We start from the raw sequence: 23780 nt of genomic DNA, 5'->3' as shown, positions 1-23780 counted from the left end.
CGTCAGAATCCGCCTATCAGAAACCCTCCACGCAGCGACCATCCGGCCGGTTTTCGGATCGGCGTGGCGACAAGGCCTTAACCTCAAGCCCGGATAGGGCAAGCAAGACGTTTACAAGCCTCAGGAGAGCCTGAAGAGGACAGGAAGCCGGAAAACCCCAGAAATGGCAGATTTTGGGGCCCTCTTTCCGAAAACGTAACAAAATGGAGGGCTGAGGTTTAAGATAATCGGCTCCCGGGAAATAACTCCCTATCATGGATAATCAAGAGCCGCCTCTTCCCGCTGCAATGAATGAATCGCCCGATTATATTCGCTGGTACGATCGACAACCCAAACTGTCGCAGGCCTGCAAACTGCTGTTCAGCTTTCCGGATGAAATCAAGAGCCTGATCAGTGAGGCGGTGCTGATTATCGCTGAGCGGGAATTCAAGCAAAATAAAAAGCCGGAGCAGGTGCGCACCCTGGGCGGTGAAAAAATCCTGGGGCTCCATAAATCCAAAAACCGGCGCCGGGAATACGACATTAATCCCCACTTGCATCAAGCCATGAACGACATATACCTGCTGTCGGACAGCCAGCGTGATTTGATGGCGGAACGTATTTTAAACATGGTGCAGTACATTCAACACGAGCTGAAAACCCGAAAAATCAGTCAGGCAGAGCCCACATTGGCGGAGGCGCCAGCCCTGGCCAGCGCGTACCTTCAATCGGGAGATCCGGGTGTGGCCCTGTTCCTGAGGCACTTGCGGCTGGAGTTTTGTCAGAAGTCAAAAAACGGAGAAACACTCACTTTCAACACCCCCGCATTGCAGATTGTTGAATACGACGTCCAAACAAACGGAACGGATATGAAAATCCGGCACAAGGATTTGCCCCTGTCATAAAATCCAGAAAGTCGTCACAGGGAAAAGCCTTTCCACCAATCTAAACCCACTGAGCCTTTCTCATGGGGCCTTCTGACGCCTTCAAGCGGGGCTCCGCTGGGAAGCGGCTTCATGCTCCCCATTTTGGACAGGGCAAACCGATCGCTTGACGGCAGTGCTAGGTTTGCAATACATTACTGAGACTGCATTGGGATCAACATGCGGACTGTTCTTGATTACAAAATTCGTAATCCGTAATCACTGGCTCCACCGTCCAGACAAAGATGACTTCCCACCCTTAAAGTTTCTATCACTGGCTCTCACAAAAAGGATTGCAAACAATGACCACTGAGCTCATTAAAGAAATCGAAAAAGAGTATCTGAAACCGGAAGGCGAACTGCCTGCCCTGAATCCCGGCGACTCCGTCAAGGTAATGGTTCGCATTCGGGAAGGGAACAAAGAGCGTTTGCAGGGTTACGAAGGCGTCATCATCAAGTTGGCTGGCGCTGGCGTAAGCAAAACCATCACCGTGCGTCGTGTGTTCCAGGGTGTTGGCGTAGAGCGTGTGTTCTTGCTGCACTCTCCCAAAGTAGAAAGCATTAAAGTACTGCGCCGTGGCGATGTACGCCGCGCTAAATTGTACTACCTGCGCGAGCGCACTGGTAAAGCCGCCCGTATTCGTGAGAAAACCACCCAGAAATAAGGGTCTCACGCCACTTTACTCCACATTTCGCAAAGAACGAAGAGTTTCCTCTTCGTTCTTTTGTTTCCAGACCCGCCTCACCAGAACGCAACCCCGCCGGAGCCCTCATCCATGCAACAGTCGGACGTCATTACTCCTAAAATCCAGTGGTACCCTGGCCATATTGCCAAATACGAACGCAAGCTCAGCGAGCTTTTAAAATTGGTGGACGTGGTGGTCGAAGTTCTGGACGCCCGCTTGCCGGTGGCCTCCGTCAACCATCGGCTGGAAGCGACCATTCGCAACAAGCCCACCCTGATTATTCTGAATAAAAGCGATTTGGCGGATCCGGTGCAAAATAAGCGCTGGCAAAAAGCCCTGGCCGGAGAAAACCGACGGGTCATGCTCTATGATGCCAAGGGAGGGCAGGCCAAAGCCCAGCTCATTCAGCATGTACTGGCCCTGGGAGAGGCCGCCATGCAAAAGCTGGTGGCCCGGGGCCGCAAGCGTCGGCCCGTTCGGGTGCTGGTGGCCGGCATGCCCAACGTCGGCAAATCCACCCTGATCAACAGCATTGTGGGCCAGAAAAAAACCAAGACCGGACACCGGGCAGGGGTGACCCGAGACACCCAATGGGTTCGCATTCACCCCGAGGTGGAGCTGATGGACTCTCCGGGGGTCATTCCGCCCCAACTGGACTCGGATGAAGCCGGCGCCTTGCTGGCCACGGTCAGCTCCATTGGCGATGCGGCCTTTGATGAAGAAGAGATCGCCCGCTTTTTAATTGAAACCATCGACCGACTCTACCCCGGGCAATTGGCCCGTTACTTCAAGCTAGCGGACGGGGAAGCCCCGACCCTTGAAAATATGGCGTTGGCCCGGCATTATAAACTGAGTGGGGATCAGCCGGATTTACTGCGCACGGCCCAAGCCCTGCTCACCGAGTTTCGTCATGCCCGTCCGGGAAGGATCACCCTGGAACATGCCCAGCACACCCCCAAAGAGCCAGAGTCCGAAGAAGCGGAATGCCCTCCCCGGCAAACGCCAGAGCCAGCTGAGCCGCCTGCTGAAATTTGATCAGGCGCTTTTAAAGCAGCGTTCCTCGGCGTGTCACCTGATCGGTCTGGATGAAGTCGGTCGGGGCAGCCTGATTAGCAGCGTGGTCGGGGGAGCCGTCTGCCTGCCCCGCCAATTAACGCCCAGCCAAAAAAGGCTGCTGCATTGGCTCAATGACTCCAAGAAACTAACCCCCGCCCTGCGGGCCGAACTTTCAGAGGGCATCCACAGCTTTTGCTGGACGGGCATTGGTGAGGCCAGCCTGGAGGAAATCCAGACGCTGAACATTCACTATGCCTCCTTGTTATCGCTATACCGGGCTTTGGAACAACTATGCCGCCAAGCAGGTCTGTCCCTTGAGCAGCAGGATTTATTGGTCATCATGGACGGACGGGCCACCATCCCGGATCTGCCTGCCGATATGCAAGCCGCCATTGTCAAAGGGGACGGGTCCTCCGCGGCCATTGCCGCCGCTTCGGTCATAGCCAAGCACCATCGGGATCGGGACATTCAACGTCTGGCCGAGCAATATCCCGGCTACGGCTGGGAAGTCAACATGGGTTACCCCACCCCAGCTCATCTGGCGGGCATAGAGACACTGGGTGTGACCTCGCTTCATCGCAAAAATTTCAAAAAAGTGCATCAACAACTGGCCCTGGCCCTGAACGCTTGAACGCCCGCTAAGAGACGATCCGAAAAGTCCCCAGGCACGTCCACGCCGGAGGCGTAAATCAGGCTGAATCCCGGCTATTCCCGGGGAGAGCGGTACCTCATTTTTAAAGGCATGGACTTACTTGTCACAGGATGTAACAGTTCGTGGCGCGGAGACAATTTAGCCTAATTGCTTGTTTTTATTTTTGTACGAACAGTTTTTTTTGAAAGCGCAATTTTGAAAATATACCCACACTAAACGCCAGTCAATTTTTACTGGCAATCATCACTTGCGTTCACCCATGAGCCAAGTTCTTCCCTGTTTGAGTGTTAGATTTGAGGAAAGCGCATGATCGGTCCAATATCTTCTTTCGGTTTTAACCAGCTCCAACCTCCACTGCAAAACCAACTGCAGAGTCAGCCTGTTGTCTTACAGCAAACACCGCTGTTCACTCAACCAATGGTTCCCTCATTAGCGCCACAAGTCGATTTGAGCGCCGCCCAACTGGATCGCAATGCCGGTATTGCAAAAGCGATTGGCAGCGTCCTTCAGATGCTCAGTGTCATCCTTGCAGATATTTCAGGCACAAAAGGCTACCCTGCCCCTGCCCCAGCACCCCAGCCCATTCTTCCCGCCGCTCAGAGCGCCACTACCAGCGCTGCGCCCCAATCCATCTCCGCCTCACCGGATGCGCGCCTGAACAGTACCCTAAGCGCCATTGCCAATGACCCGGAAGGTGCCAGACTATTGGCGGCAGCGCAAGCCAACGGGTATACCATTGAAGTCGGAGATCCTTCCGCAGCCATTGGCGGCTCCTTCGACAAGGGGAATATCAGCTGCCCAGGTTGCCAAGCGGCCCTAGACGCCGGTCAGCAAATTAATGGTGTCACGCTACCAAGCCAGAAAAAAATTATCATCAACCCCAACGCGCCCGACTTTGAAAAAACCGTGGTCCATGAACTGGTACACGCCGCCACCCCCGGAGATGGCAACTCTCAAACGGAAGAAGGCATTGCCGATGTCATCGGGTACCGGGTCGCCAACCGGATTACCGGTAAAGCCGTTCCCGGCGACGCCCGTTCCATCTTCTTAAACAAAATTGCCAATTATCCGGGCCTGACCGGCGCTAATGGCATTAGAAACACCCTGGCCAACCTGGGCCTGAATGCCGGAATCTAGTAGCGGAGACGTCCACTCTCCGCCGCAGGATCACTGGCAGGAACCGGAGAGGCTCCGTAGCTTTGAGCCGAGGTAGCCGGTGAATCGGAGCGTCCCCGACGTCCCCGGTCCAATGGGATAACCCCATAACCCACCCGGGAGTTGGAGGCTGGGGGTGCGCTGCCATACCCGGGCAAGGGTTGCTGCTGCACGGGGGCCGGAGGCTCAGACGGAATGACCGGAACCAGCGGACGCCCCGTATTTTCTGGCGGCATAACCGGGTCCAGCGGCGGGCGTGCGGGGTTGTTCACCTCTGCGCCTGTACCGGGCTCCCCTGAAGGTGTATTTTCGCCACCGACCGTGGCATTGGGATCAGCCACCGGCTCCAAAGCCGGGTCCTGCTGAATTTCGCCGTTCTTCATTTCGCCAGTGGCCAAACTATTACTGGCCTCGTTGGTGGTGAGATTCTTGATGTCGTAGGTCACAAAGTCGGCGTCATCCAGGGCTTTGCTGTAGGCCAGGTCAAAGTCTTTGGCCGGACGGCTGGCCATGTATGGCTGCATAAAAGAACGCCAGATGTTGGCCGGTAAAGAACCACCCGTCATGCCCGGCATGGTGGTGTTATTGTCGTTCCCCACCCAAACGCCGGTCACCACATCCGGGGTGAAAGCCACAAACCAGGCATCCCGGTAATCATCACTGGTTCCGGTTTTACCCGCCACAGGGCGACCAATGCCGCCAGCCTTACCCGTACCGCGGGTCACCACCCTTTCCATCATCTTAACCATGGTATCCACGGTGGTGCGGTTGAGTACGTTAGTTTTAACCGGATGTTCCCGGTAAATCTCATGCCCGCTGTCATCCACAATACGGTCAATGGCGTATGGCTCCACCCGAACACCCTGGTTGGCCAGCACCCCAAATGCCGAGGTAATGTCCATCAACTTCACCCCGGAGCCCCCCAGAGTCAGGCCCAAATAAGGCTCCATAGGGGTATGAATGCCCATTTGCTCGGCCATGCGAACCACAGCGTCGGCCCCCAGCTCGTGAATCACCTTGACCGCCACGATGTTATTGGAAGTGATCAGCGCTTTGGCAATGGTCATGTAACCGTGATAGGACTTGTCATAGTTTTTGGGCTGCCATTCGGCAATTTTAATAGGCTCATCCAGATAAACCCGGGTGGGCTCGTATCCACGATCGATGGCCGTGGTGTAAGTGAAAATTTTAAACAGGGAGCCCGGGGAGCGCACCGCGTCGATGACCCGGTCAAACTGGCTGTTCTGGTAATTTTTACCCCCCACATAGGCCAAAATAGACCCGGATTGCGGGTTAATGGAAACCAGGGCCGCTTGTTGATTTTTACCGGTTCGCCCATAGACGGCAGACTGCCGAGTGACAGCCTCCTGCGCCAGATTTTGAGCCCGCAAATCCAGCGTGGTGAAAATCTTCAGGCCACTTTGCCAGAATGACTGCTCATCCAGGTTGAAGTAACGCATCACCTGGGTCATGACGTAGCGGTTAAAAAAGGGAGCCCGATCGGAAGAGGACAGGCCTCGACCGCTTTGATTCAATACGATGGGCTGATTTTTATAACGTTCAAACTGCTCCTGAGAAATTTTGCCCACTTCCAGTAAGTTGTGCAAAACCTCATCCCGGCGGGCTTTGGCCCCTTTCATATTCTGAAACGGGTTATAACCCGAAGGCGCCTGTGGCATCCCGGCCAACATGGCCGCTTCCGGCACGGTTAATGTGGCAGGTTTTTTGCCAAAATAAATTTCGCTGGCCGCCTGAATACCATAGGCCCCTTCCCCAAAATAGGTGTTGTTGACATACAGTTCCAGAATTTGCTGCTTGGTCAGCTTCTTTTCCAGCTCCAAAGCCAGAGCCGCTTCCCGCATTTTACGGCTGAAGGAGCGTTCGTTGCTCAAAAATACATTGCGGGCCAGCTGCTGGGTAATGGTGCTGCCCCCTTCTCGCAGTTTTTGATGGGTGATATCGCGAACCACGGCCCGCAAAACAGCCACCGGGTCCACCCCGTTATGCTCATAGAACCGGCGATCTTCCGTGGCGATGAGGGCATCGACAAAGTAGGGAGAGACATTTTTCAATCGAACATTAGTGTGACGGAACTTCCCGAAGGACATAATTGGTGTCCCGTCAGCGGCAAATATCTGGGTCCACTGGGTCGGATTAATCCCGTCTCGCAGCACTTTTTCCACCGAAGGCAGTTCCTGGGTCACTGCAAAAAAGTAGCCAAAAACAACCAAAACGCCGGTCACCAGCATAGCCATCAAAGAGCGCAACATGAATGCGGTTTTCCTTCAAGTTGAGTGAGAGGGTGGGGAATGGCCTGGAACGGGTTCGCCTCCGTCAAGAGCGTTCCCTCATTGAAACTGTGCCCATTGTACTCGAAAGATTAACGCGCAAGATCAACTTGAGAACTCAAGCCCACAAATCAACCCCCTGCTCCCTGCTCCCAAAACAGATAAACACCCGTTACCGCTTGGCATCCTGACTGACTTAAACTTAAAACTTAAAATGGTACGGCTCGTCCTAACCGGAAGCCCAGCAACACCAGCAGCAGCCCCAATACCAAGCTGCCCAACAGATAGATCAGGGCCCTCTCCCAAGCGCCTTGGCGCAGCATGACAAAGGCTTCCAGCTCGTAACTGGAAAACGTGGTAAAAGCGCCCAGAAAGCCAGTCATCAACATCAGTCTTAATTCCACAGGCACTGCGGCCAAGGCCTCAAAGCGGCGTTCAAACCCGCCCAGCAACAGCCCAATCAAGAGGCATCCCAATAGATTGACCAGTAAAGTCCCGAAGGGAAAAACGACACCCCAGCGGCTTTGTCCCCAGTCCGCCAGATAGTAGCGACACAAAGTGCCCAGGCTTCCACCCACAATCAACAGCACCGCCTTGTTCATTTCACCTTCATTCGGCTAAGACTTTAATTCTATCAGGGCATCAAACAGGAAATTACCACTTTTTCCCCTGCCGTCGCAACTCATTTAACTGGGTCAAAAAGCGGGGACGCAACTGATTGGCATAAGCCAGCAGTTTCTCCTCAAAAATAACGCTTTCAATCTTCATTTCCATCGTACGACTTTGCTCTAAAGCCCGTTCCACAACCGCCTTAACCAGTGGCAAAGGCAGGGAATGCACTTGATACGTCCGTTTCAAAACTTTAATGACCACGCTGGACAGAGCGGGGTTGTTCGGTACAAACTTAAAAACGCAACCTTGTATGTCGGGCGGCATCAGTCAAAAGCCTTTTAATAACAAACACGCTTACTGATTTTAACAATTGCCCTCCTTAAAAATCGTCAATCACCTGATGGAGTGAACTACCGCTCATCACACAACCAGCAACCCTACACCCACTCTTCACCCTCCACGCAATCCCTCCGCAAGCGCTCTGCAAGGCACTCAGATTCCGGGATAGCCGTTTGACAAATGAATACCCGTTCATACATTCTATGATTTGAAAAGGCAGGAGAACAACTCAACAATGGCTAAGAAACGAATACTGGTCATGACCGGCGGCGGCGATTGCCCTGGTTTAAACGCAGTAATCCGTGCAATCGTACGACGCACCGAACAGGAAGATGACTGGGAAGTCATCGGCAGCATTGAAGCCTTCAACGGCTTGCTCAGAGACCCCATGGAAGTGGTGTTGCTTGACAGCAAAACAGTTTCCGGCATTCACATTCGGGGCGGCACCATATTAAAGACCACCAACAAGGGTGGCCCTTTCCACTGGCCGGTCAAAAACGAGGACGGCACCTTTTCTTACGTGGATCGTTGCGATGACTTGATCAATCGCCTGGAAAAACTGGGCATCAACGCCGTCATCAGCATCGGCGGCGAAGGCTCCATGGACATCGCCCAGCGCCTCTTTGAAAAAGGCATTCCCATCATTGGCGTGCCCAAGACCATTGACAACGACTTATCCTCCACCGACTTGACCTTTGGCTATCAAACCTCCGTTCAAATCGCCACCGAAGCGGTGGATCGACTGATTACCACCGCAGCCAGCCACAATCGCCTGATGATTCTGGAAGTGATGGGTCGGGACGCTGGCTGGATTGGCCTGAGTGCCGCCATCGCCGGTGGCGCCCACGTGGCCCTCATCCCGGAAATTCCGTATGACATTGACAAAGTGGCCGCTGAAATCAACGATCGGGTTGAAAACGGGCGTGGTTTCGCCATTGTAGTCATCTCCGAAGGGGCCAAGTCCATCGGGGGCAACACCTTCTCTCGTGACAGCGACCAGCCCGGCTACCAGAACAAGATTCTGGGCGGCGTCGGTCACCGCTTGCTGGAAGAAATCAAGGACAAAATTGATGTCGAGGCCCGGGTTATGATTCTGGGCCACTTGCAACGCGGTGGTTCTCCCATTGCCTACGACCGGGTGCTGGCCACCCAGTTCGGGGTCAAATCGGTGGAACTGGTACTGGAAGGCAAGTTTGGCCACATGGTGTCCTACCGTCACCCCAACGTGGTCTCCGTCCCCATTGCCAACGCCATTGAAGAGTACAACTACGTGAAGCTGGATAGCGCCCTGGTGCATACCGCCCGTGGCGTGGGCATCTCCCTGGGAGACTAACCGCACTATCCCCATTCACCTCCGATTGAAAAACCGCCTGAAACCATTCACATTGGGATTGGGCGGTTTTTACATGCTTATTGCCCAAAGCCATTCGACGTTCCCAGCTCCGAAAAAGCCCACACGCACAGTGAAAGCCAGCACTTCAAGAACATGACTCGTAAAGAGGTCGACTTTTATTGGGCTACTGGACGTTTTTATTGAGAGTTTTGGAACGCCGCTAGTCGGAAGCCGTGGACATGGTCTGCAAGAAGCGCCGCATGGGCAAGGGCAGCAACAACAACACCCCCATACCTAACCAAAGCCAGGCCTGATGCTGGGCCAAAGCCGCCCCCAAAATCACCAGCAAGGTATTACGCACCAGACGAGCCGCCGTAAAGATCACAGCCAGCCGCACCCGGCTATAATCGCTGATTAAGGCCAAAAAGCGCATAAAATCCACCGGCAAGGGCAGGGCATTGAACACAAACAGCCACAGCCCCAAACGCTTCAGGAACAACTGACGATAGGCAGACGGAATCCGCTCCAGCAGCTGGGGCTTGCGCTGCACCCAACGCTTTAAAACACCATCCAGAGAAAGCCAGCCCAGGAGAGAGCCCAAAGTGGCCACAAAAACAACCACCACCGGCGTTTTAAACTGGCCCAGCCACAAGACGGTGGCGGTCAACGGCAAAGGGACCGGCGCACTACCCAGAAAGCTGATGCAAAACAGGATCAATAACCCTGAAAACCAGCCCACGCTCATGGGATCAAAGGCTCAAGGGTTCCCTGCGAACGACTTTGCCGACGCCGCTGCAAAATCGTTTCGGCCAGCGCTTTGTCAGAAGGCTTATCCACGTCCATGCAACACTCGGCAAAGGGCATTACCACCACATCGGCCCGGCAACCCAACAGGCGAGAGGCCTCCTGAGCCACCTGAGACATGGTGAGTTGACGACATAAAATTTTAAACAAAGACAGCGGATTCAGCATAAAGGCGTTTTTCCAGGGCTTTTTGCGGTTGGCGTCAATGGTTTCCATCACCGCCACATTGGCCTGAAACCGAGCGCGATTGATTAAAAACAGGTTCCCGCCCGAAAAAGCCCCATCCCGGGCGTGAAAATAGGTGCGCTGACTCTCGGGGTAAGCAGCCTGAACCACCGAACGCTCCACCACAGCCACTATCAGATCCAAGTCCTTGCGCAAGCCATCTCTCACAAAATAGTTCAGCATCTCCGGGGTCAGCAACGGGTGATCGCCGGAGACGAACAGAACCCACTCTGCTTCCGCCGGAAGCGCCTGCAAGGCCTTTAGCAGGGAGCGAACGGCTCCAGACGCATTGGGGATGACTTCAAAGGCATATTTTGCGGACAAAGCCCGTACTTGCGGGTCCTGGGTACTTACCCAAATTCGGGCGGCAAAGCCCGAATCCGCCACGGCCTTCAGCACCGAGACCAGCATAGGCTGACCTGCCACCGGCAGTAACGGCTTACTGCGCAAACCCGTACCGGCCAGCAAAGGCCCATGCGCTTCTCGACTCCCGGTCAGAATGACCACATGAAGATTCTCAGGAAAGATCATGCGCTCGATAATAACACAGCAGGCGGCCCCCTCGAACGTTAAGCCCCTGAAACTTTCCCGATTTTTTTGAAAAGAGACTTGAGTTCAAATCACGCCTTCGATACAATAAGCCCACTTAACAACTTGATACTTTTTATGGCGGGTGTCGCCAAGAGGTTAAGGCCCCGGGTTGTGGTCCCGGTATTCGTGGGTTCGAGTCCCATCATCCGCCCCATTTATTTCTTAAATATCAATCCTAAACATCCATCCATTGACAGACCATTCAAATTTTTAACGAGCCAATACGCACCAAGAGGGTGGAAGGTAACACATCAGGCCCCTCAATTTTATGATTTGAGGGAGAAAAGACGGAATTAATGCAGGCTGCGTCGTTACCGGTTCTTGTCAAAAAAATAAAAATTGCCGCAGTCCGGGGAATGCTTCTGCGTCTGGGCATTGCCTGCTTACCGTTACTGGCTGTGATTCTGCTGTGTGTCATCATGTTCAGCGGGCTGGGCAAGTCCCGGGCCTTGCAAACGTTTCCCCCTTCCCAACCGCTTCTACCATCAGATCAGGCCACTCAGGCCATCGTGGTGGAGCCCACCAACGTGGTTGAGGCCAACGGAGCGGCCAGACCCGCCCTGATTCAGGCCGACTTCAGACGCCTTGGCATTACCCACGCCACCATTCACGTGCCGGACTGACAAAGCGACGGGCGTTTTTCAGTCCAGCAAGGCATAACGCCCAATGACACCAGCCTGCTTTTGGGCTACCCTGCTGCAATGGGTAACAAACACTGTGAGGTAATTCATGACCACGCTTTCTTCCGATGAGGCCTACCGGCAAGCCGGTGTTGACCTAAAAAGTGCTGAGGCCGTGGTCGATATTGCCAAACAAGCGGCGTCTAAAACCAGAAAGCCCTGGCTCCTGGGCGGCATTGGGGGATTCAGCGGGGCTTTTGAAATTCCGCCGGGCTATCAACAGCCAGTCTTACTGTGCGGCTGCGATGGCGTGGGCACCAAGCTGAAACTGGCCTTTCAGGCCGACCGCCACGATACGGTGGGCGTCGATCTGGTGGCCATGAGTGTCAATGACATTCTGGTGAATGGCGGACAACCGCTGGTCTTTCTGGATTATCTGGCCACGCAAAAAATTCAGGGAGAACAACTGAGCCAAATTCTCAACGGCATTGCGGAAGGCTGCCAGCAGGCCAATTGTGCTTTGATCGGTGGTGAAACCGCTGAAATGCCCGGCTTTTACGAGCCCAACGAGTACGACCTGGCGGGCTTTTGCGTGGGCGTGGCCGAAAAAGAAAGTCTCTACCCCCGCAAAGCGCAAATCAAGCCTGGCGATGTACTGATTGGTTTGGCCAGCAACGGCCTGCACAGCAACGGGTACAGCCTGGTACGTAAAATCCTGTTTCAGGATCACTCACTGGACTTGCAGACGTTTATCCCCGAACTAAAAGCCCCTTTGGCCGATGTGCTGCTCACTCCCACCCGCATTTACGTGCAACCGGTTCTTAAAATTCTGGAACAACACCCCCAGGCCGTGCGTGCCATGGTGCATGTGACTGGCGGTGGCTTCTACGACAACATTCCTCGCGTGTTGACCCCAGCCGTGTCCGCCCAAATCAACCCGAACAACTGGCCTATGCCGCCCATTTTCCAGTACCTCCAAAAACTGGGCAATCTGTCCAACGAGACCCTGTGGCACACCTTCAACTGTGGCATCGGCTACATTCTGGTGGTGGCCGCCGATCAGGCGCAGGCCGTGCTAGAGAGCTTCCGGCAAGAAACCGAGGAGCAGGCCTTCCTCATTGGGCAGCTCATCCCCGCCGCCGAGGGGCAAGCTCAGGTCATTCTGCAATGAGTTTTTCCAGACAGCAGGCAGAGCCGTTTCGGCTGGGAGTCCTTCTTTCCGGTCGAGGCAGTAATTTTTTGGCCATTCAGCAGGCCATCGAGTCCGGCCAACTGCCCAATACCCGCATCAGCGTGGTTATTTCCAATCAACGTGAGGCCGTGGGACTTCAAAAAGCCCAAGAGAAAGGCCTACCCACGGCCATTTTTGAAAAAGCCGACTACCAAAACCGAAACGCACTGGATGAGGCCATTGCCCAGTGCCTGAAATCGCATCAGGTGGATCTGGTGGTGCTGGCCGGATACGATCGCATCATCAGCGCCCCCATTCTGGCGGCTTTTGAGCGGCGCATCCTGAACATTCACCCCAGCTTATTACCCGCTTACGGGGGCAAAGGCATGGTGGGCCTCAAGGTGCATCAGGCCGTACTGGCCAACGGAGAGCGGGAATCCGGCTGCAGTGTGCATTTAGTCACCGCTCAGGTGGATGAAGGCCCCATTTTGGGACAAAGCCGGGTACCCGTATTAGCGGATGACACCCCGGAGCGTCTGGCCGCCAGAGTGCTGGCCGAGGAGCATCGGCTGTACCCCAGCGTCATTGGCCAGTATCTACAAAATCATTTGAATCGGGAGGAGAATCAGGAAGCCCATGACCCAGTCCTTCAGTAACGGCGTGAAAGCCATTGCCCTGTCCGTGGCCGTTGTCGGCATGAGCCTTGTATTAACCGGCTGTCAGCAAAATGTGGTCTACCAGCGCTCTATGGCCGAACTTAACGAAAAGGCTGAGGCCCTGATGGCCTCTGGCGATATTGATGGCGCGGTTTCCCGCTTGGAAGCGGCCCACGATCTCCAGCCCGATGAGCCCAACACCACCTACAATCTGGCCATCGCCTACCAAACCCAGGGCAGTTACGACAAAGCCATTCCCCTGCTGAAGCAACTGGTGGAAAAATCGCAGTTAGATAAGGCTCAAGTGCAAAAAACACTGGGCATTACCTACGAGGCCAAGGCCGATCAATTGGCCTTTAAAGCAAGTGAGGCCGAGAGCGATCCCAAGGCGGACAAGGCCAAAATCCCGTCCATGAAAGCCGAGGCGCAACAGGCCTATGAATTGGCCATTGAAAGCTATCAGCAAGCCCTGCCCGGCCTGAAAAACGCCGCTGAAGTGGAGAAGCAGATTGAGGCGCTGCAAGCCCGATTGAAAAAAACGCAGGCATCCGCCGGGGCAGACAGCGAAAGCTCAGCCACCGCCAATCCGTAAGGCTTGGCCCGTAAGGCTTTACCCGTGAGCCGCTTACGGGTATGATTAACCCTATGAAAGAGACGTTGAGCAAAATTATTTCCCGACTCAATCAGGGCCGTGTGCTGGTGGTAGGCGATATGGTCATAGATGAGATGGTCTACGGCACCACGCATCGCCTGTCCCGGGAAGCCCCCGTGCTGATTTTACGCCACGAGCGGGCCGATATTATTCTGGGAGGCGGAGCCAACGCCGCCCACAACGTGTCCAAACTGAAGGCCAAGCGCACCACCGTGGTGGGCATTTCCGGGAAAGATTACTACGCCTCACTCCTCAATGACGCCTTACAACGGGATGGCATCGACACCGCCGGGCTGATTCAGGATGAAGACCGCCCCACCAGCACCAAAACCCGCATCTCCGGCATTGCCAACCATTCGGTCACCCAGCAGATTGTGCGCATTGACCGGGAATCCAATGCCCCCATCTCGGCCAGGATTGAAAATCAGGTGCTGGACACCCTGAGTCAATTAGCCCCAGCCTTTGACGCCCTGCTCCTCTCCGATTACGGCTTGGGGGTCTTCACCCCGGCAGTGATTGCCCACTGTCAGGCACTCAGCAAAAAACACGGCTTGATGATGGCCGTAGACAGCCAACAGGATCTCAGCGCGTTTCAGGGGGCTACCATTCTCACCCCCAACCAGCCAGAGGCGGAAAAGAACGTGGGTTACCTGCTGGACACCCCGCAGGCGGTGCTGCAAGCCGGACAGGATTTACTCCGCAAGACCAACGGACAAAACGTGCTAATCACCCGTGGGGAATCGGGGATGAGCCTGTTTGAGCGGCAGGACGGCAGCGCAGAGCCCGTGGCCACCAATATTCCCGTGTTCAACCACAGTGAAGTGTTTGATGTGACCGGCGCGGGCGATACCGTGGTAGGCACCCTGACCCTGGCCCTGACCGCCGGCGCGACCTTGCTGGAGGCTTCCATTTTGGGGAATTTAGCGGCCAGTATTGTGGTGAAACGCTTTGGGGCAGCCACCACCAACCCGCAGGAACTACAGGCCGCCCTGGAAAGTGTGGATGACGCCCTGCTCAAGCAGGTTCAGCAAGCTGTGGCCAGCGCCTAAATCTTTACCCCGTTGACAGTTTTATCTGGCAAATGTAACCACGAGAGGCACAGGACGACGTTCATGACATTGCTCGACCCATCCGGCAGATTATTTGGCAAAATCAATATTTTCGACTTTGGCGGTCTGGCCCTTGGGCTCTTGGTGGCGGGCGGCATTCTACTCACCCAGTCCGGCATGTACCGCACTTCCGGGCAAGTCATTCAGGGAGAGGGCGACATTCAGTACACGGTTTACATCCGTAACCTGAAAACCTTGCAACCCAATCTGTTCCAGCCCGGCAAGAAGCTGTCCATCACCATTCGCAACCAACCCCGGGGGCAGGTGGAAATTCTGGACGTCAAGCAGACCCCCAAGCGCAGTTCCTATCTGTTGCCCAATGGCAGCCTGAAAACATTGGAAGATCCCGCCGATCCCTACGGCTACGACTATCTCATCACCCTCAAGGATCATGCCCTGTTTAGCGCGGACGGCTATGTGACCGAGGGCATCAAGGTAAAAATCGGTCTGGGCATTGAAGTGGAAGGGCATGATTACCGGGTTTCCGGGGCCATTGTAGACATTAAACCCACCCCTTCACCGGCCAAACAATCGGCGTCCGCCCCGGCCAAAGCGCACTAGGGCAGTATTGGAAGACCCCATGATTCTGAAGGACGCTCTGGAAAACTCTCGACTGCTGGGCCCCTGGGCTCGATTGGCGGAAACCAGCGGCTTGCAAATCGCGGAATGGTTGCGGGCCTCTAAAATTTTGAACGGGCCGACGCAAGTCCTCAATCGCCTGCCCCATCAACAGGCCAGCGCCATGTGGTATGGTTCCGCCGTGCGTTTTTTATTGACGCTGGGGGTTTTTGGCTTACTGGTGCTACTCACCTTCAGCGGCACCGGCATTATTGGGGCGGTCACCTGGCTGTTGTTCGGGGTGACGCTGCTTGCGGCCCTGCTCCTGCGGCCCAACTGGCTCAACCAACTAACCATTGTGGATGTGCTGGTGGTCTGCTTTCTGGGCTCGGCGGCTTTATCCACGGCCTTTTCCTCGTTTTTCTTCACCAGCCTGATTGGCTTGGCCAAAATGCTGACCTTTGTAGCGGGCTATATCGTCTTTCGGACCATCAGCCAAAGCGGTAGCGGCACCCTGGCCGCCATTATGGGCTTATTGGTCTGTCTGGGGCTGGGAGAGTCCCTGATTGGCTTTTACCAGCACCTCAACCACATTCAGCCGCTGGCCACCTGGAGCGATCCCACGATTAACCCGGAACTGCAAATGGATCGCATCTTTGGCACCTTAAAGCCCTCCAACCCCAACTTGCTGGCCGGATTTCTGGTGCCCTGCTTTGCCGCCGCAGCCGGAATTTGCGGCATTTTCGCCAAACCCAAAACCTGGCTCATTTCTCTCCTCAGCTTGTTCTCCGGGGTTTTGATACTGATTGCCCTGGTCTTAACCGGCTCTCGGGGCGGATTCCTGGCCATGGGCAGCATGTTTATTTGCCTGTTTGCCTGTGTGGGGCACCTCATCTGGCATCATCCCACCCTGCGCGCGTTCAAGTGGATGAAACCGACTTGGCTGATTGTGTTACTGGTCAGCGTGATGGCCGTGGGCGGCGGGGTGATGAGTTCCGAGAAAATCCGCACCCGGGTAGCTTCCATTTTCGCCATGCGAGAGGACAGCAGTATTTCTTACCGGCTGAACGTCTACAACAGCGCCAGCCAAATGGTGCGAGATAACCCCATTGTGGGCATTGGGCCGGGTAACAGCACCTTTAAACTGGTATACGGCCTGTACATGGTGCCCGGTTATAACGCTTTAGGTGCCTACAGCGTCCCTCTGGAAATTGCCGTGGAACAAGGGTTTATTGGGCTGGCCATTTTCCTCTCCTTGCTGTTTGTGCTGGTATTGCGGGCCTTTCTGGCTCTGGATGCTGTCTACTTATCGCTTGCGGAAAAGCTCTTGGTCAGCGCCCTGCTGACAGGCATTGTGGGCTCCTTTATGTACGGCATCTTCGATACCATCTGGTACCGCCCCTCGGTCAACTTGCTGTTCTGGTTCATGGTGGCCGCCTTGGCCAAACTGACCGAACCCCAGCACCCCAACGCCTTTAAGGGCAAACTGTAATGGGCAAGCAACGACTCCGGCCCGACGCCATCAAACCCGATGCCATCAAGCGCATCGCCTTCATCAACTTTGGGGGCATTGGCGATGAAATTCTGTTTGCCCCGGTCATTGAGGACGTTCGGCGTGCCCTGCCGCAAGCGCACTGCACCCTGTTTCTGGAACGGCGCAGTCAATCGGTGAAAGACCTGCTGACCATTGATGCCGTGGTGCCGCTGCAAGTGCAAGGACAATCCCGGCAAAGCCTGTTCGCCGAACTCTGGAACCGCTTACGCACCGGGGACTTTGACGCGGTCATCTCCAGCGGTAGCAGTCCCTTTATTCCCGTTTTGCTGTTTGCCAGTGGCATTCCCGTTCGGGTAGGCTTTCAAACCGGGGCGGTCAGTCGTGCGCTACTGACCACCGAAGCCCCACTGGCTCCCAGGCACGCCCGCAAGGGCTACGCCGCCGATATGTACTTCGCCCTGGCCAGCAGCTTTTTGCGGTATCTTCTGGGAGACGCCTACCAACCCATGCGCCCCGTACTGCCGCATCTCAAGCCCCCTTCCGAGGCCGATCGGCAATGGGCAGCCAGCGTGATCCCACCCCATCCGCCCGGCTCCAAAATTCTCATCCACCCCGGGGTCAGCGCCATCAGCGTACAAAAGAACATCCTGAAAGGCTGGCCGCCCGCCCGGTGGGCAGAGTGCATCACCCAGCTCTGCCAGCAGGGGCATCAGGTCTATCTGGCCGGGGGGCCAGATGACGCCGAGACCATCGATCAGATTCAACAGGCCCTGCCTGCCACGCTGAACGGATTCCATAGCTTGTACGGGCAAACCAAAAACCTTTTGCAACTGGGAGCTTTGGTGCTGGCCGCCGATGTGCTGATCGGTGTGGATTCCTCCCCCATGCACCTGGCCGTGGGTTATCAAAAACCGGTTGTGGCCATCTTTGGGCCCACCGATGAGCGCAAATTACTCCCCCCCAACGATGCCCGCTTTCAGGCGGTCACGGTGGAAAACTTAAGCTGCCGTCCCTGCCTGTGGGACGTACGCAATGAGAACTGCGCCACCTCGGATTGCCTGCAAGTGCCCGTGTCTCTGGTACTGGCCAAAGTGCAAGAGGTCCTGCAAGGCGCCGCCAGCCCCGCGATTTAGCCCGGCTCCGCAGTATCCGTTGGACACCCGTTGGATGCCCGCGATTGGGGTGTTTTGCGCTATTCGTATTTTTCCGGTAAAAACGGGGAGCCTTTCACCAGAAACCGGGCAAACTTCAGGAGATCCTCCCGACTGCGGTTTTTGGTTTCCACCACAAAAATAATTTCCCGATCATTTCGGGGCGACTGCTGCAAGGCCATCTCCGGCAAGTGGCGGGGCATGCCCATAAACAGGCGGGCCCCGATCATGCGGGCGCTATTGCCCTGGGCCTGTTTGGCCATGTCTTCCAGAAACTGACGAATCCCCGCAATGGGTGGTGTCTTCTCATACACCAAACGCAGTCGAACCCGATCCGGCATGGGCTTTTCCGTATCGGAAACCGCTTCTTTAAGGGAATCACTGAGCTTCAGGATCTGCCCCTTGGGCGTCAACAGGTGGGGCTCTTCCCGAATGTAGAACACCTTCTGAAAGGTGCCCGGTTCAACAGGCTCCTCCGCCAAAGGGGTATTAGTCCCCCCTCCGGCCCCAAAACACTGAAAACTCTTGAGGTATAAAGGGCGAAGGGTATTCCACTGGTTGAGAGACGGCGGCTTCAGCGGCGTATGCCCTTTTCTGGCCAGCGCAGTCTGCCGACTTTTGGTTAATAAGTCACTACGCACGGCAAAAGAAGAAATAAACGAGTTTTGCATGAGATCCCCTCTACTTGAATCTGAAGATATGAAAGCAATCAGCAAGCGAAATGAAAAAATTTCAAACGGTGTCCTGAATACGGTTGAACGTCTCAGGATGGAGCCATTGTAGAAACAACCCCGCCATTTAACAAGGGGTCTGAAATGTGCCGCAAACCGGTTTCACATCCCAACCCTTGCGGGTGTACAATAGGCGTATGAGTCGATTGAGTGAGAGCCAAGCGCAAGAGAGTCAGGCCCTGCTGGAGCGGGTTCTCTATGAGCTGAAAAAGGTCATCGTGGGGCAGGAGCATCTGCTGGAGCGCCTGCTGGTGGCCGTGATCGCCGGAGGCCATGTGCTGGTGGAAGGGGCGCCGGGGCTGGCCAAAACGCTGACCCTCAAGTGCCTCAGCCAGGTCATGGATCTGGCGTTCAAACGCATTCAGTTCACCCCGGACTTATTACCATCGGATCTGGTGGGCACCCGCATCTACAACCCCAACAGCGGGCTTTTCAGCACGGAAGTGGGCCCCCTATTCGCCAACTTTGTACTGGCCGATGAAATCAACCGGGCCCCAGCCAAAGTACAAAGCGCCCTGCTGGAAGCCATGCAGGAGCATCAGGTCACCATCGGCAAAGAGACCTTTACGCTGAGTGAGCCCTTTATGGTCATGGCCACCCAGAATCCCATTGAGTCGGAAGGCACCTTTCCCTTGCCGGAAGCCCAACTGGATCGCTTCCTGTTCAAGCTGATCATCGACTACCCCTCGGCGGAAGAAGAACTGGTCATTATTCAGCGCATGAGCGGCGAAGTCTTACCCTCGCTGGAAGCCATCCTGGATCAGACCCGCATTTTGGAGGTGCGCCAACAGGCCCAGACTGTTTATCTGGACCCCAAACTCATGCAGTACATTGTGGCCCTCATCGACGCCACCCGACGGCCCGAGCAAAAGGGCATCCAGTACGGCTCCTCCCCACGGGGCTCTCTGGCCTTGGCCCACGCCAGTAAGGCCCTGGCCCTGATGAACGGTCGCACGTACGTGACGCCCGGCGATATTGAAAAACTCATTCATGACTGCCTGCGCCACCGCATTATTTTGTCTTACGAGGGGCTGGCCAGCGGGTTGACCCCGGACAATCTACTGAAAAACATTCAGGCTGACATTCCCGCCCCGGTTATGACAGGAGCCTGAAGCCATGGCAGCCTTCCTGCGTTGGCTCGATCCCATTCTGGATCCCATGGCCTGCCTGCCACCGCCGCCTGTGCAAACCGAAATCCCGGAGAACGCCGATGTGCTGCTGGCCCGTCTGGAGGTTTTGCTGCGCCAGAAATTAAAATACGCCATGGCCGGTAACCAGAAAGGCATATTGCGGGGAACCGGGCTGGATTTTGCCGATTTACGGGAATACCGCCCAGGCGATGACATCCGAAAAATGGACTGGAGCGTGTTTGCCCGCACCCTAACCCCCCACGTGCGGGATTATCATGAGGAAAAGCAACTGACCCTGTGGATTGTAGTGGATTTTACCCCCTCCATGCGCTTTGGGCAGCAACAGACCAAGCTGTCTCAGGCCATTGAACTGTTTGGATTGCTGGCCTTACTGGCCCAAAAAGCGGGGCATAAACTGGGAGCCTGCCTGATAGGGCCCAACCGCAACAATATACTGCCGCCGGGCAATGGCCCCGGCCACGCCCGGCACCTCACCCAGAAACTGCTTCACTGGGCAGCGCATATTGATACCCAGGAGTCCGCCGCCACGGGCGATCCCCTGAAGCGGACCTGGCAAGAGCTGAACCGGGTAGCGGCCCGCCACAGCACGGTGGTCATCCTCAGTGATTTTCTGGATAAATGGAACCCAAAGGCAGGACAGCCCCATGACGGCCCCTGGCACTTGGCCTTGGGGGAGTTGTCCCAGCGGGTCAAGCTGCTTTGCCTGATGCTCAGCGACCCTTTGGAGACGGCCTTGCCGCCTGCAATGGGAACACTGTGCCTGATCGATCCGGAAAGTGCTGCCCCGCTTGAGGTGGACACTCAAAATTCCGCCTGTCTGCAAGCCTATATCAGGCAAGCAGCCAGTTATCAGGAAAGTCGCCTGCAACAACTCAAGACGCTGGGGGCGGCCACGCTTGTTTCCACCCACCATCCCCCGCTGGATGCCCTGCTGAGCCTGTTGAACGGTGAAAGCCGGTGGTGGCCCCGATGAACTGGCACGATCTTTCCACCCTGTATTTGCAATGGCCCTGGATGCTCCTGCTGTTGCTGCTCGTCCCCCTCTTCTGGTGGCTGTACCTCAAACGCCTGCGTCAGCGACTGGTGCGTCAGGCCCTGAACTTCAGTTACGCCGCCGTGGTGGAGCAAATTAAAACCGCACCGCCGGTGTGGAAACGCCTGCTGTTTCCGGGGACAGTCAGCGTGATAATGACCCTGATGATGGTGGCCCTGTCTCGTCCCACCATCGTAACCCAGGTACCGGTCAACTCGGCCGATATCATGCTGGTACTGGATATCTCGCTGAGCATGATGGCCAACGACATCCAGCCAGATCGCCTCACAGCGGCCAGACAGGCGGCCATTGACTTCGTGGAAAGCCTTCCCTCGGACGCTCGCGTTGGCCTGGAGTTTTTTGCCGGAAGCACCTACGTGGTCACCCCGCCCATTCCCCAGCACGCCGAGGTGGTGAACTACCTGAAGGCTCTGAACCTGAAAGACCTGAAACCCCGCACCGAGATTGGCAGCGCCCTGCAAGCCGCCTTACAGGTGCTGAGCCCCCCGGATACCTCCGGGCAGACACCCCCAAAAACCGCAGAGCGCCCGGACAAAAAGACCCCGGATCGGGTAATTGTGCTACTCAGTGACGGGGACAGCCACGAGGGTTTCCCCTCGGAACTGGCCGCCCGGCAGGCCAGAGCCGCCAACATCACCGTGTACACCATTGGGGTGGGCAGCCCGGAAGGGGGCACCATTACTTACCAGGGGCTGCAACTGCCGGTTAACTTTGATGAAACCACCCTGCGGGAAACCGCCCGTCTTGGGGGGGGGCAGTACTTTCGGGTGTTTAAGCAGGACGATTTCCGCACGGTCTACGATCAAATCCAGAAGCGCACCATTCATTACGAACAGCGCGCTGTGGATTTGGCATTTATACTGGCAGGTGCAGGGCTAGCCACGTTGCTCATCGCGCTGGGTGTGGCTATGGTTTGTCTTTAAGCCTCGCCTCCACCTGCTTCAGGGCGGCAGTGGCTTCCGGAAAATCAGGCTTCATCACCAAAGCACATTCGTAGGCAGCCCGGGCTTTATGCCACTGTTGTAACTGCTCATAGTTCTGCCCTTTCAGGTAGTACAAAGCCTCATGCTGACCGTAATAGTGGATGGCATCATCCAGCGCCTTGTTGCTTTTGTCATACTCGCCCATGCCATAGTAGATCTGTGAAAACCAGAAGGGAATGTTGACCTCACCGGGATAGAAATAATAATTCTGCCAGGTCTGCTCCATCAACTGCTTCAAATCCGCCACCTGAGAGTGCAAGGCTTGAGGCAGGGCATCCACCAATTGCTGGCCCATGGCCAAAAACACCCGGGGATCGCACAGGTTCAAACGAATGTGGGACAACAGCTGCTGGATATAAGCGGCGCTCCCGTATTCTTCCCGTCCGGGCATAGCGGCGCATACACTGTTAATGGTGTTGGCCCGGTTCAATTTATGACGATACAGATAATCCAGGTGTTCAAACTTCTGCGCCGGGGTGTTTAATTTCAGGCAGCAAACCGTATGGACACTGAGACTGCTGCCTTCTGTGTGGAAATAATGGCCGTCCTGGTTCAAAAAGTACTGGCCAATGGCGTCGTAGTTTACCATGTAGGAGAAGGCACCCTCGTGGCGGGCATAGTCATGCCTGTAAAACCGGGTCATCTCTTCCACGCTGGTATAGGCCTTGTCCGAGGAAATCACCATCAAACCCTTATCAGACAAGGCTTCCAGGTTCTTGATAACTTGGAAAGCACCGATGGGAAATAAAATACTGCCATTACGAACAGTATGCCGGTAGTGCTTTAAAATGGCGTTCAGGCGAGCATCATCGTAATACTGATCACTGCGGAGATCCTTGTAGTTGTAGACCGGCGTAATCTCGCTGAGCTGGGGGGAGGATTCCGGATCGACCCCTTCCAGATTGCGCTCCAGAGTCACCAATCCTTCTTTCAGCACCTTGGATTCAATCCGGAACACGTCCTGCTTAATAGTATCGAAGAAGTAGTTGGCGATGGCAATTACCGGGTTTTTCAGAGAACCGGGGGCTAACATCTCACCACTCATCCGCAGGGTCACGGAATCATTGGCCAGCGGATTGAAAACGGCAAAATCCAGCATGCCTTTATCCACAAAAGGCCTCAACCGTTCATGCTGCTCCCAGAAAGTAGGGTTGCTATCGGTAAAATCGGTCATCACGTAGCGAATTCGGACGGACTGATACTTGGTAAAGCTGGCCAGCTTGCTTTCCAGTTCCTTCAGCATGTGGTGGCTGAATCGTCCCGTGCCGGTACCCAGTTCAATAATGGTCAGAGGTTCGCTCAAATCCAGATGCTCAAAGTAATCCTCCACGAAAGCCAGAACCATTTCAGCGTAGGATTCGGCAATATAAGCGCTGTTGGTAATAAACAACGGTACATTCTGTTCCCAGGCGCTAATGCCCGCCTCCCGGTAAAACTGCTCTTGCATGTCCCACAACAAAGATTCCGACAGGCGACACTCCTGACCCAGGATGGTCCTGGCCGGCTTGAAAACGGCCTCTTCCTCTGGCAAAGCCTGTTGCGTGGTCACATGACCCAACAAGGAGCCCAAACCGGGTTTTAACAAAAGGTCCAGTGGGCTGGGCAAGGCCGTTTGCAAATGAGCCAGTAGTTCCTGACCGTGAGAGGTGGATTGTAACAAAGTCTCCAGGTTTTCTTCCACCGAAAGCTGACTATCCTTAGGCTGAAATTCATGCATGAGGTGGCGGTCTCCATCGTCATTACTGGCTTTAAAAAAATAAAAACAATTAAAAGAAGGCAATTGTCTTTCTATATAAAAAATTTAAA

At 55.2% G+C, this 23780-nt stretch carries 24 protein-coding genes and 1 tRNA gene; 18 read left to right on the top strand and 7 right to left on the bottom strand.

Features of this window, described 5'->3' with window-relative positions; translation table 11 throughout:
- Positions 1–254 precede the first annotated feature (254 nt).
- From DF283_RS02690 to DF283_RS02670, 5 genes are all read left to right on the top strand, one after another.
- Entirely contained in the window at positions 255–884 is a 630-nt protein-coding gene (locus tag DF283_RS02690) for a hypothetical protein (protein ID WP_303673170.1), read from the top strand.
- A gap of 320 nt (positions 885–1204) precedes the next feature.
- Positions 1205–1567 carry a 50S ribosomal protein L19 gene (gene rplS, locus DF283_RS02685; protein WP_303673169.1) on the top strand — a complete coding sequence of 121 codons (363 nt, stop codon included), beginning with the start codon at positions 1205–1207 and terminating at the stop codon, positions 1565–1567.
- Positions 1568–1678: 111 nt separating this feature from the next.
- Positions 1679–2623: a ribosome biogenesis GTPase YlqF gene (gene ylqF / locus DF283_RS02680; protein WP_303673168.1), complete on the top strand. Its 945-nt coding sequence runs from the start codon at positions 1679–1681 to the stop codon at positions 2621–2623.
- Positions 2529–3275 carry a ribonuclease HII gene (locus DF283_RS02675; RefSeq protein WP_303673167.1) on the top strand — a complete coding sequence of 249 codons (747 nt, stop codon included), beginning with the start codon at positions 2529–2531 and terminating at the stop codon, positions 3273–3275. Before ylqF ends, DF283_RS02675 begins: the two co-directional genes overlap by 95 nt.
- Before the next feature lie 438 nt (positions 3276–3713).
- Positions 3714–4433, top strand: a complete 720-nt coding sequence (locus DF283_RS02670; protein ID WP_303673166.1) for a hypothetical protein — start codon at positions 3714–3716, stop codon at positions 4431–4433.
- On the opposite strand, the gene DF283_RS02665 is transcribed toward DF283_RS02670, so the two are convergent.
- The 3 genes from DF283_RS02665 to DF283_RS02655 form a co-directional block, all read right to left on the bottom strand.
- Complete coding sequence (locus DF283_RS02665; protein ID WP_303673165.1) at positions 4430–6721, bottom strand: transglycosylase domain-containing protein; 2292 nt, start codon at positions 6719–6721, stop codon at positions 4430–4432. The genes DF283_RS02670 and DF283_RS02665 overlap by 4 nt on opposite strands.
- Positions 6722–6948: 227 nt before the next feature.
- Complete coding sequence (crcB, locus tag DF283_RS02660; protein WP_303673164.1) at positions 6949–7341, bottom strand: fluoride efflux transporter CrcB; 393 nt, start codon at positions 7339–7341, stop codon at positions 6949–6951.
- Positions 7342–7393: 52 nt separating this feature from the next.
- A complete protein-coding gene (locus DF283_RS02655; RefSeq protein ID WP_303673163.1) occupies positions 7394–7675 on the bottom strand; it encodes a hypothetical protein in 282 nt (93 codons plus the stop codon).
- Positions 7676–7925: 250 nt separating this feature from the next.
- Between DF283_RS02655 and DF283_RS02650 the strand changes: the two genes are divergently transcribed.
- On the top strand, positions 7926–9023 hold the full coding sequence (locus DF283_RS02650) for a 6-phosphofructokinase (RefSeq protein ID WP_303673162.1): 1098 nt from the start codon (positions 7926–7928) through the stop codon (positions 9021–9023).
- A 220-nt stretch (positions 9024–9243) separates the two neighbouring features.
- Here DF283_RS02650 and DF283_RS02645 read toward each other — a convergent pair whose 3' ends face one another.
- Positions 9244–9768, bottom strand: coding sequence for a hypothetical protein (locus tag DF283_RS02645; RefSeq protein ID WP_303673161.1), 525 nt, complete (start codon positions 9766–9768; stop codon positions 9244–9246).
- Entirely contained in the window at positions 9765–10583 is an 819-nt protein-coding gene (locus tag DF283_RS02640; RefSeq protein ID WP_303673160.1) for an NTP transferase domain-containing protein, read from the bottom strand. The genes DF283_RS02645 and DF283_RS02640 overlap by 4 nt, the downstream gene beginning before the upstream one ends.
- Positions 10584–10721: 138 nt before the next feature.
- Here DF283_RS02640 and DF283_RS02635 point away from each other — a divergent pair.
- From DF283_RS02635 to DF283_RS02595, 9 genes are all read left to right on the top strand, one after another.
- Positions 10722–10797: transfer RNA gene (locus tag DF283_RS02635), tRNA-His, on the top strand.
- Positions 10798–10999: 202 nt separating this feature from the next.
- Positions 11000–11266 carry a hypothetical protein gene (locus DF283_RS02630; protein WP_303673159.1) on the top strand — a complete coding sequence of 89 codons (267 nt, stop codon included), beginning with the start codon at positions 11000–11002 and terminating at the stop codon, positions 11264–11266.
- A gap of 106 nt (positions 11267–11372) precedes the next feature.
- Positions 11373–12434 carry a phosphoribosylformylglycinamidine cyclo-ligase gene (gene purM, locus DF283_RS02625; protein WP_303673158.1) on the top strand — a complete coding sequence of 354 codons (1062 nt, stop codon included), beginning with the start codon at positions 11373–11375 and terminating at the stop codon, positions 12432–12434.
- Positions 12431–13090 (top strand): phosphoribosylglycinamide formyltransferase, encoded by a 660-nt coding sequence (purN, locus tag DF283_RS02620; RefSeq protein WP_303673157.1) that lies wholly within the window; start codon positions 12431–12433, stop codon positions 13088–13090. The genes purM and purN overlap by 4 nt, the downstream gene beginning before the upstream one ends.
- On the top strand, positions 13071–13682 hold the full coding sequence (locus DF283_RS02615) for a tetratricopeptide repeat protein (protein WP_303673156.1): 612 nt from the start codon (positions 13071–13073) through the stop codon (positions 13680–13682). The genes purN and DF283_RS02615 overlap by 20 nt, the downstream gene beginning before the upstream one ends.
- 41 nt (positions 13683–13723) lie before the next feature.
- Positions 13724–14791 (top strand): bifunctional heptose 7-phosphate kinase/heptose 1-phosphate adenyltransferase, encoded by a 1068-nt coding sequence (locus DF283_RS02610; RefSeq protein WP_303673155.1) that lies wholly within the window; start codon positions 13724–13726, stop codon positions 14789–14791.
- A gap of 63 nt (positions 14792–14854) precedes the next feature.
- On the top strand, positions 14855–15412 hold the full coding sequence (locus tag DF283_RS02605) for a DUF4330 domain-containing protein (RefSeq protein WP_303673154.1): 558 nt from the start codon (positions 14855–14857) through the stop codon (positions 15410–15412).
- A 19-nt stretch (positions 15413–15431) separates the two neighbouring features.
- Positions 15432–16901 carry an O-antigen ligase family protein gene (locus tag DF283_RS02600; protein ID WP_303673153.1) on the top strand — a complete coding sequence of 490 codons (1470 nt, stop codon included), beginning with the start codon at positions 15432–15434 and terminating at the stop codon, positions 16899–16901.
- A complete protein-coding gene (locus DF283_RS02595) occupies positions 16901–18037 on the top strand; it encodes a glycosyltransferase family 9 protein (protein WP_303673152.1) in 1137 nt (378 codons plus the stop codon). The genes DF283_RS02600 and DF283_RS02595 overlap by 1 nt, the downstream gene beginning before the upstream one ends.
- Positions 18038–18096: 59 nt before the next feature.
- Here DF283_RS02595 and DF283_RS02590 read toward each other — a convergent pair whose 3' ends face one another.
- Complete coding sequence (locus tag DF283_RS02590) at positions 18097–18726, bottom strand: hypothetical protein (RefSeq protein WP_303673151.1); 630 nt, start codon at positions 18724–18726, stop codon at positions 18097–18099.
- A 197-nt stretch (positions 18727–18923) separates the two neighbouring features.
- On the opposite strand from DF283_RS02590, the gene DF283_RS02585 reads away from it, so the two are divergent.
- The 3 genes from DF283_RS02585 to DF283_RS02575 are packed head-to-tail and all read left to right on the top strand — an operon-like array spanning position 18924 to position 21914.
- Positions 18924–19898 (top strand): AAA family ATPase, encoded by a 975-nt coding sequence (locus tag DF283_RS02585; protein WP_303673150.1) that lies wholly within the window; start codon positions 18924–18926, stop codon positions 19896–19898.
- A gap of 4 nt (positions 19899–19902) precedes the next feature.
- Positions 19903–20910 carry a DUF58 domain-containing protein gene (locus DF283_RS02580; protein ID WP_303673149.1) on the top strand — a complete coding sequence of 336 codons (1008 nt, stop codon included), beginning with the start codon at positions 19903–19905 and terminating at the stop codon, positions 20908–20910.
- Positions 20907–21914: a VWA domain-containing protein gene (locus tag DF283_RS02575; protein WP_303673148.1), complete on the top strand. Its 1008-nt coding sequence runs from the start codon at positions 20907–20909 to the stop codon at positions 21912–21914. Before DF283_RS02580 ends, DF283_RS02575 begins: the two co-directional genes overlap by 4 nt.
- On the opposite strand, the gene DF283_RS02570 is transcribed toward DF283_RS02575, so the two are convergent.
- On the bottom strand, positions 21898–23691 hold the full coding sequence (locus tag DF283_RS02570) for an SAM-dependent methyltransferase (protein ID WP_303673147.1): 1794 nt from the start codon (positions 23689–23691) through the stop codon (positions 21898–21900). The two genes, DF283_RS02575 and DF283_RS02570, sit on opposite strands and share 17 nt — an antisense overlap.
- Positions 23692–23780 lie beyond the last annotated feature (89 nt).

The organism is Vampirovibrio chlorellavorus (assembly GCF_003149375.1).
Classification (GTDB): domain Bacteria; phylum Cyanobacteriota; class Vampirovibrionia; order Vampirovibrionales; family Vampirovibrionaceae; genus Vampirovibrio; species Vampirovibrio chlorellavorus_B.
This window is presented reverse-complemented; position numbering and strand designations above follow the sequence as displayed.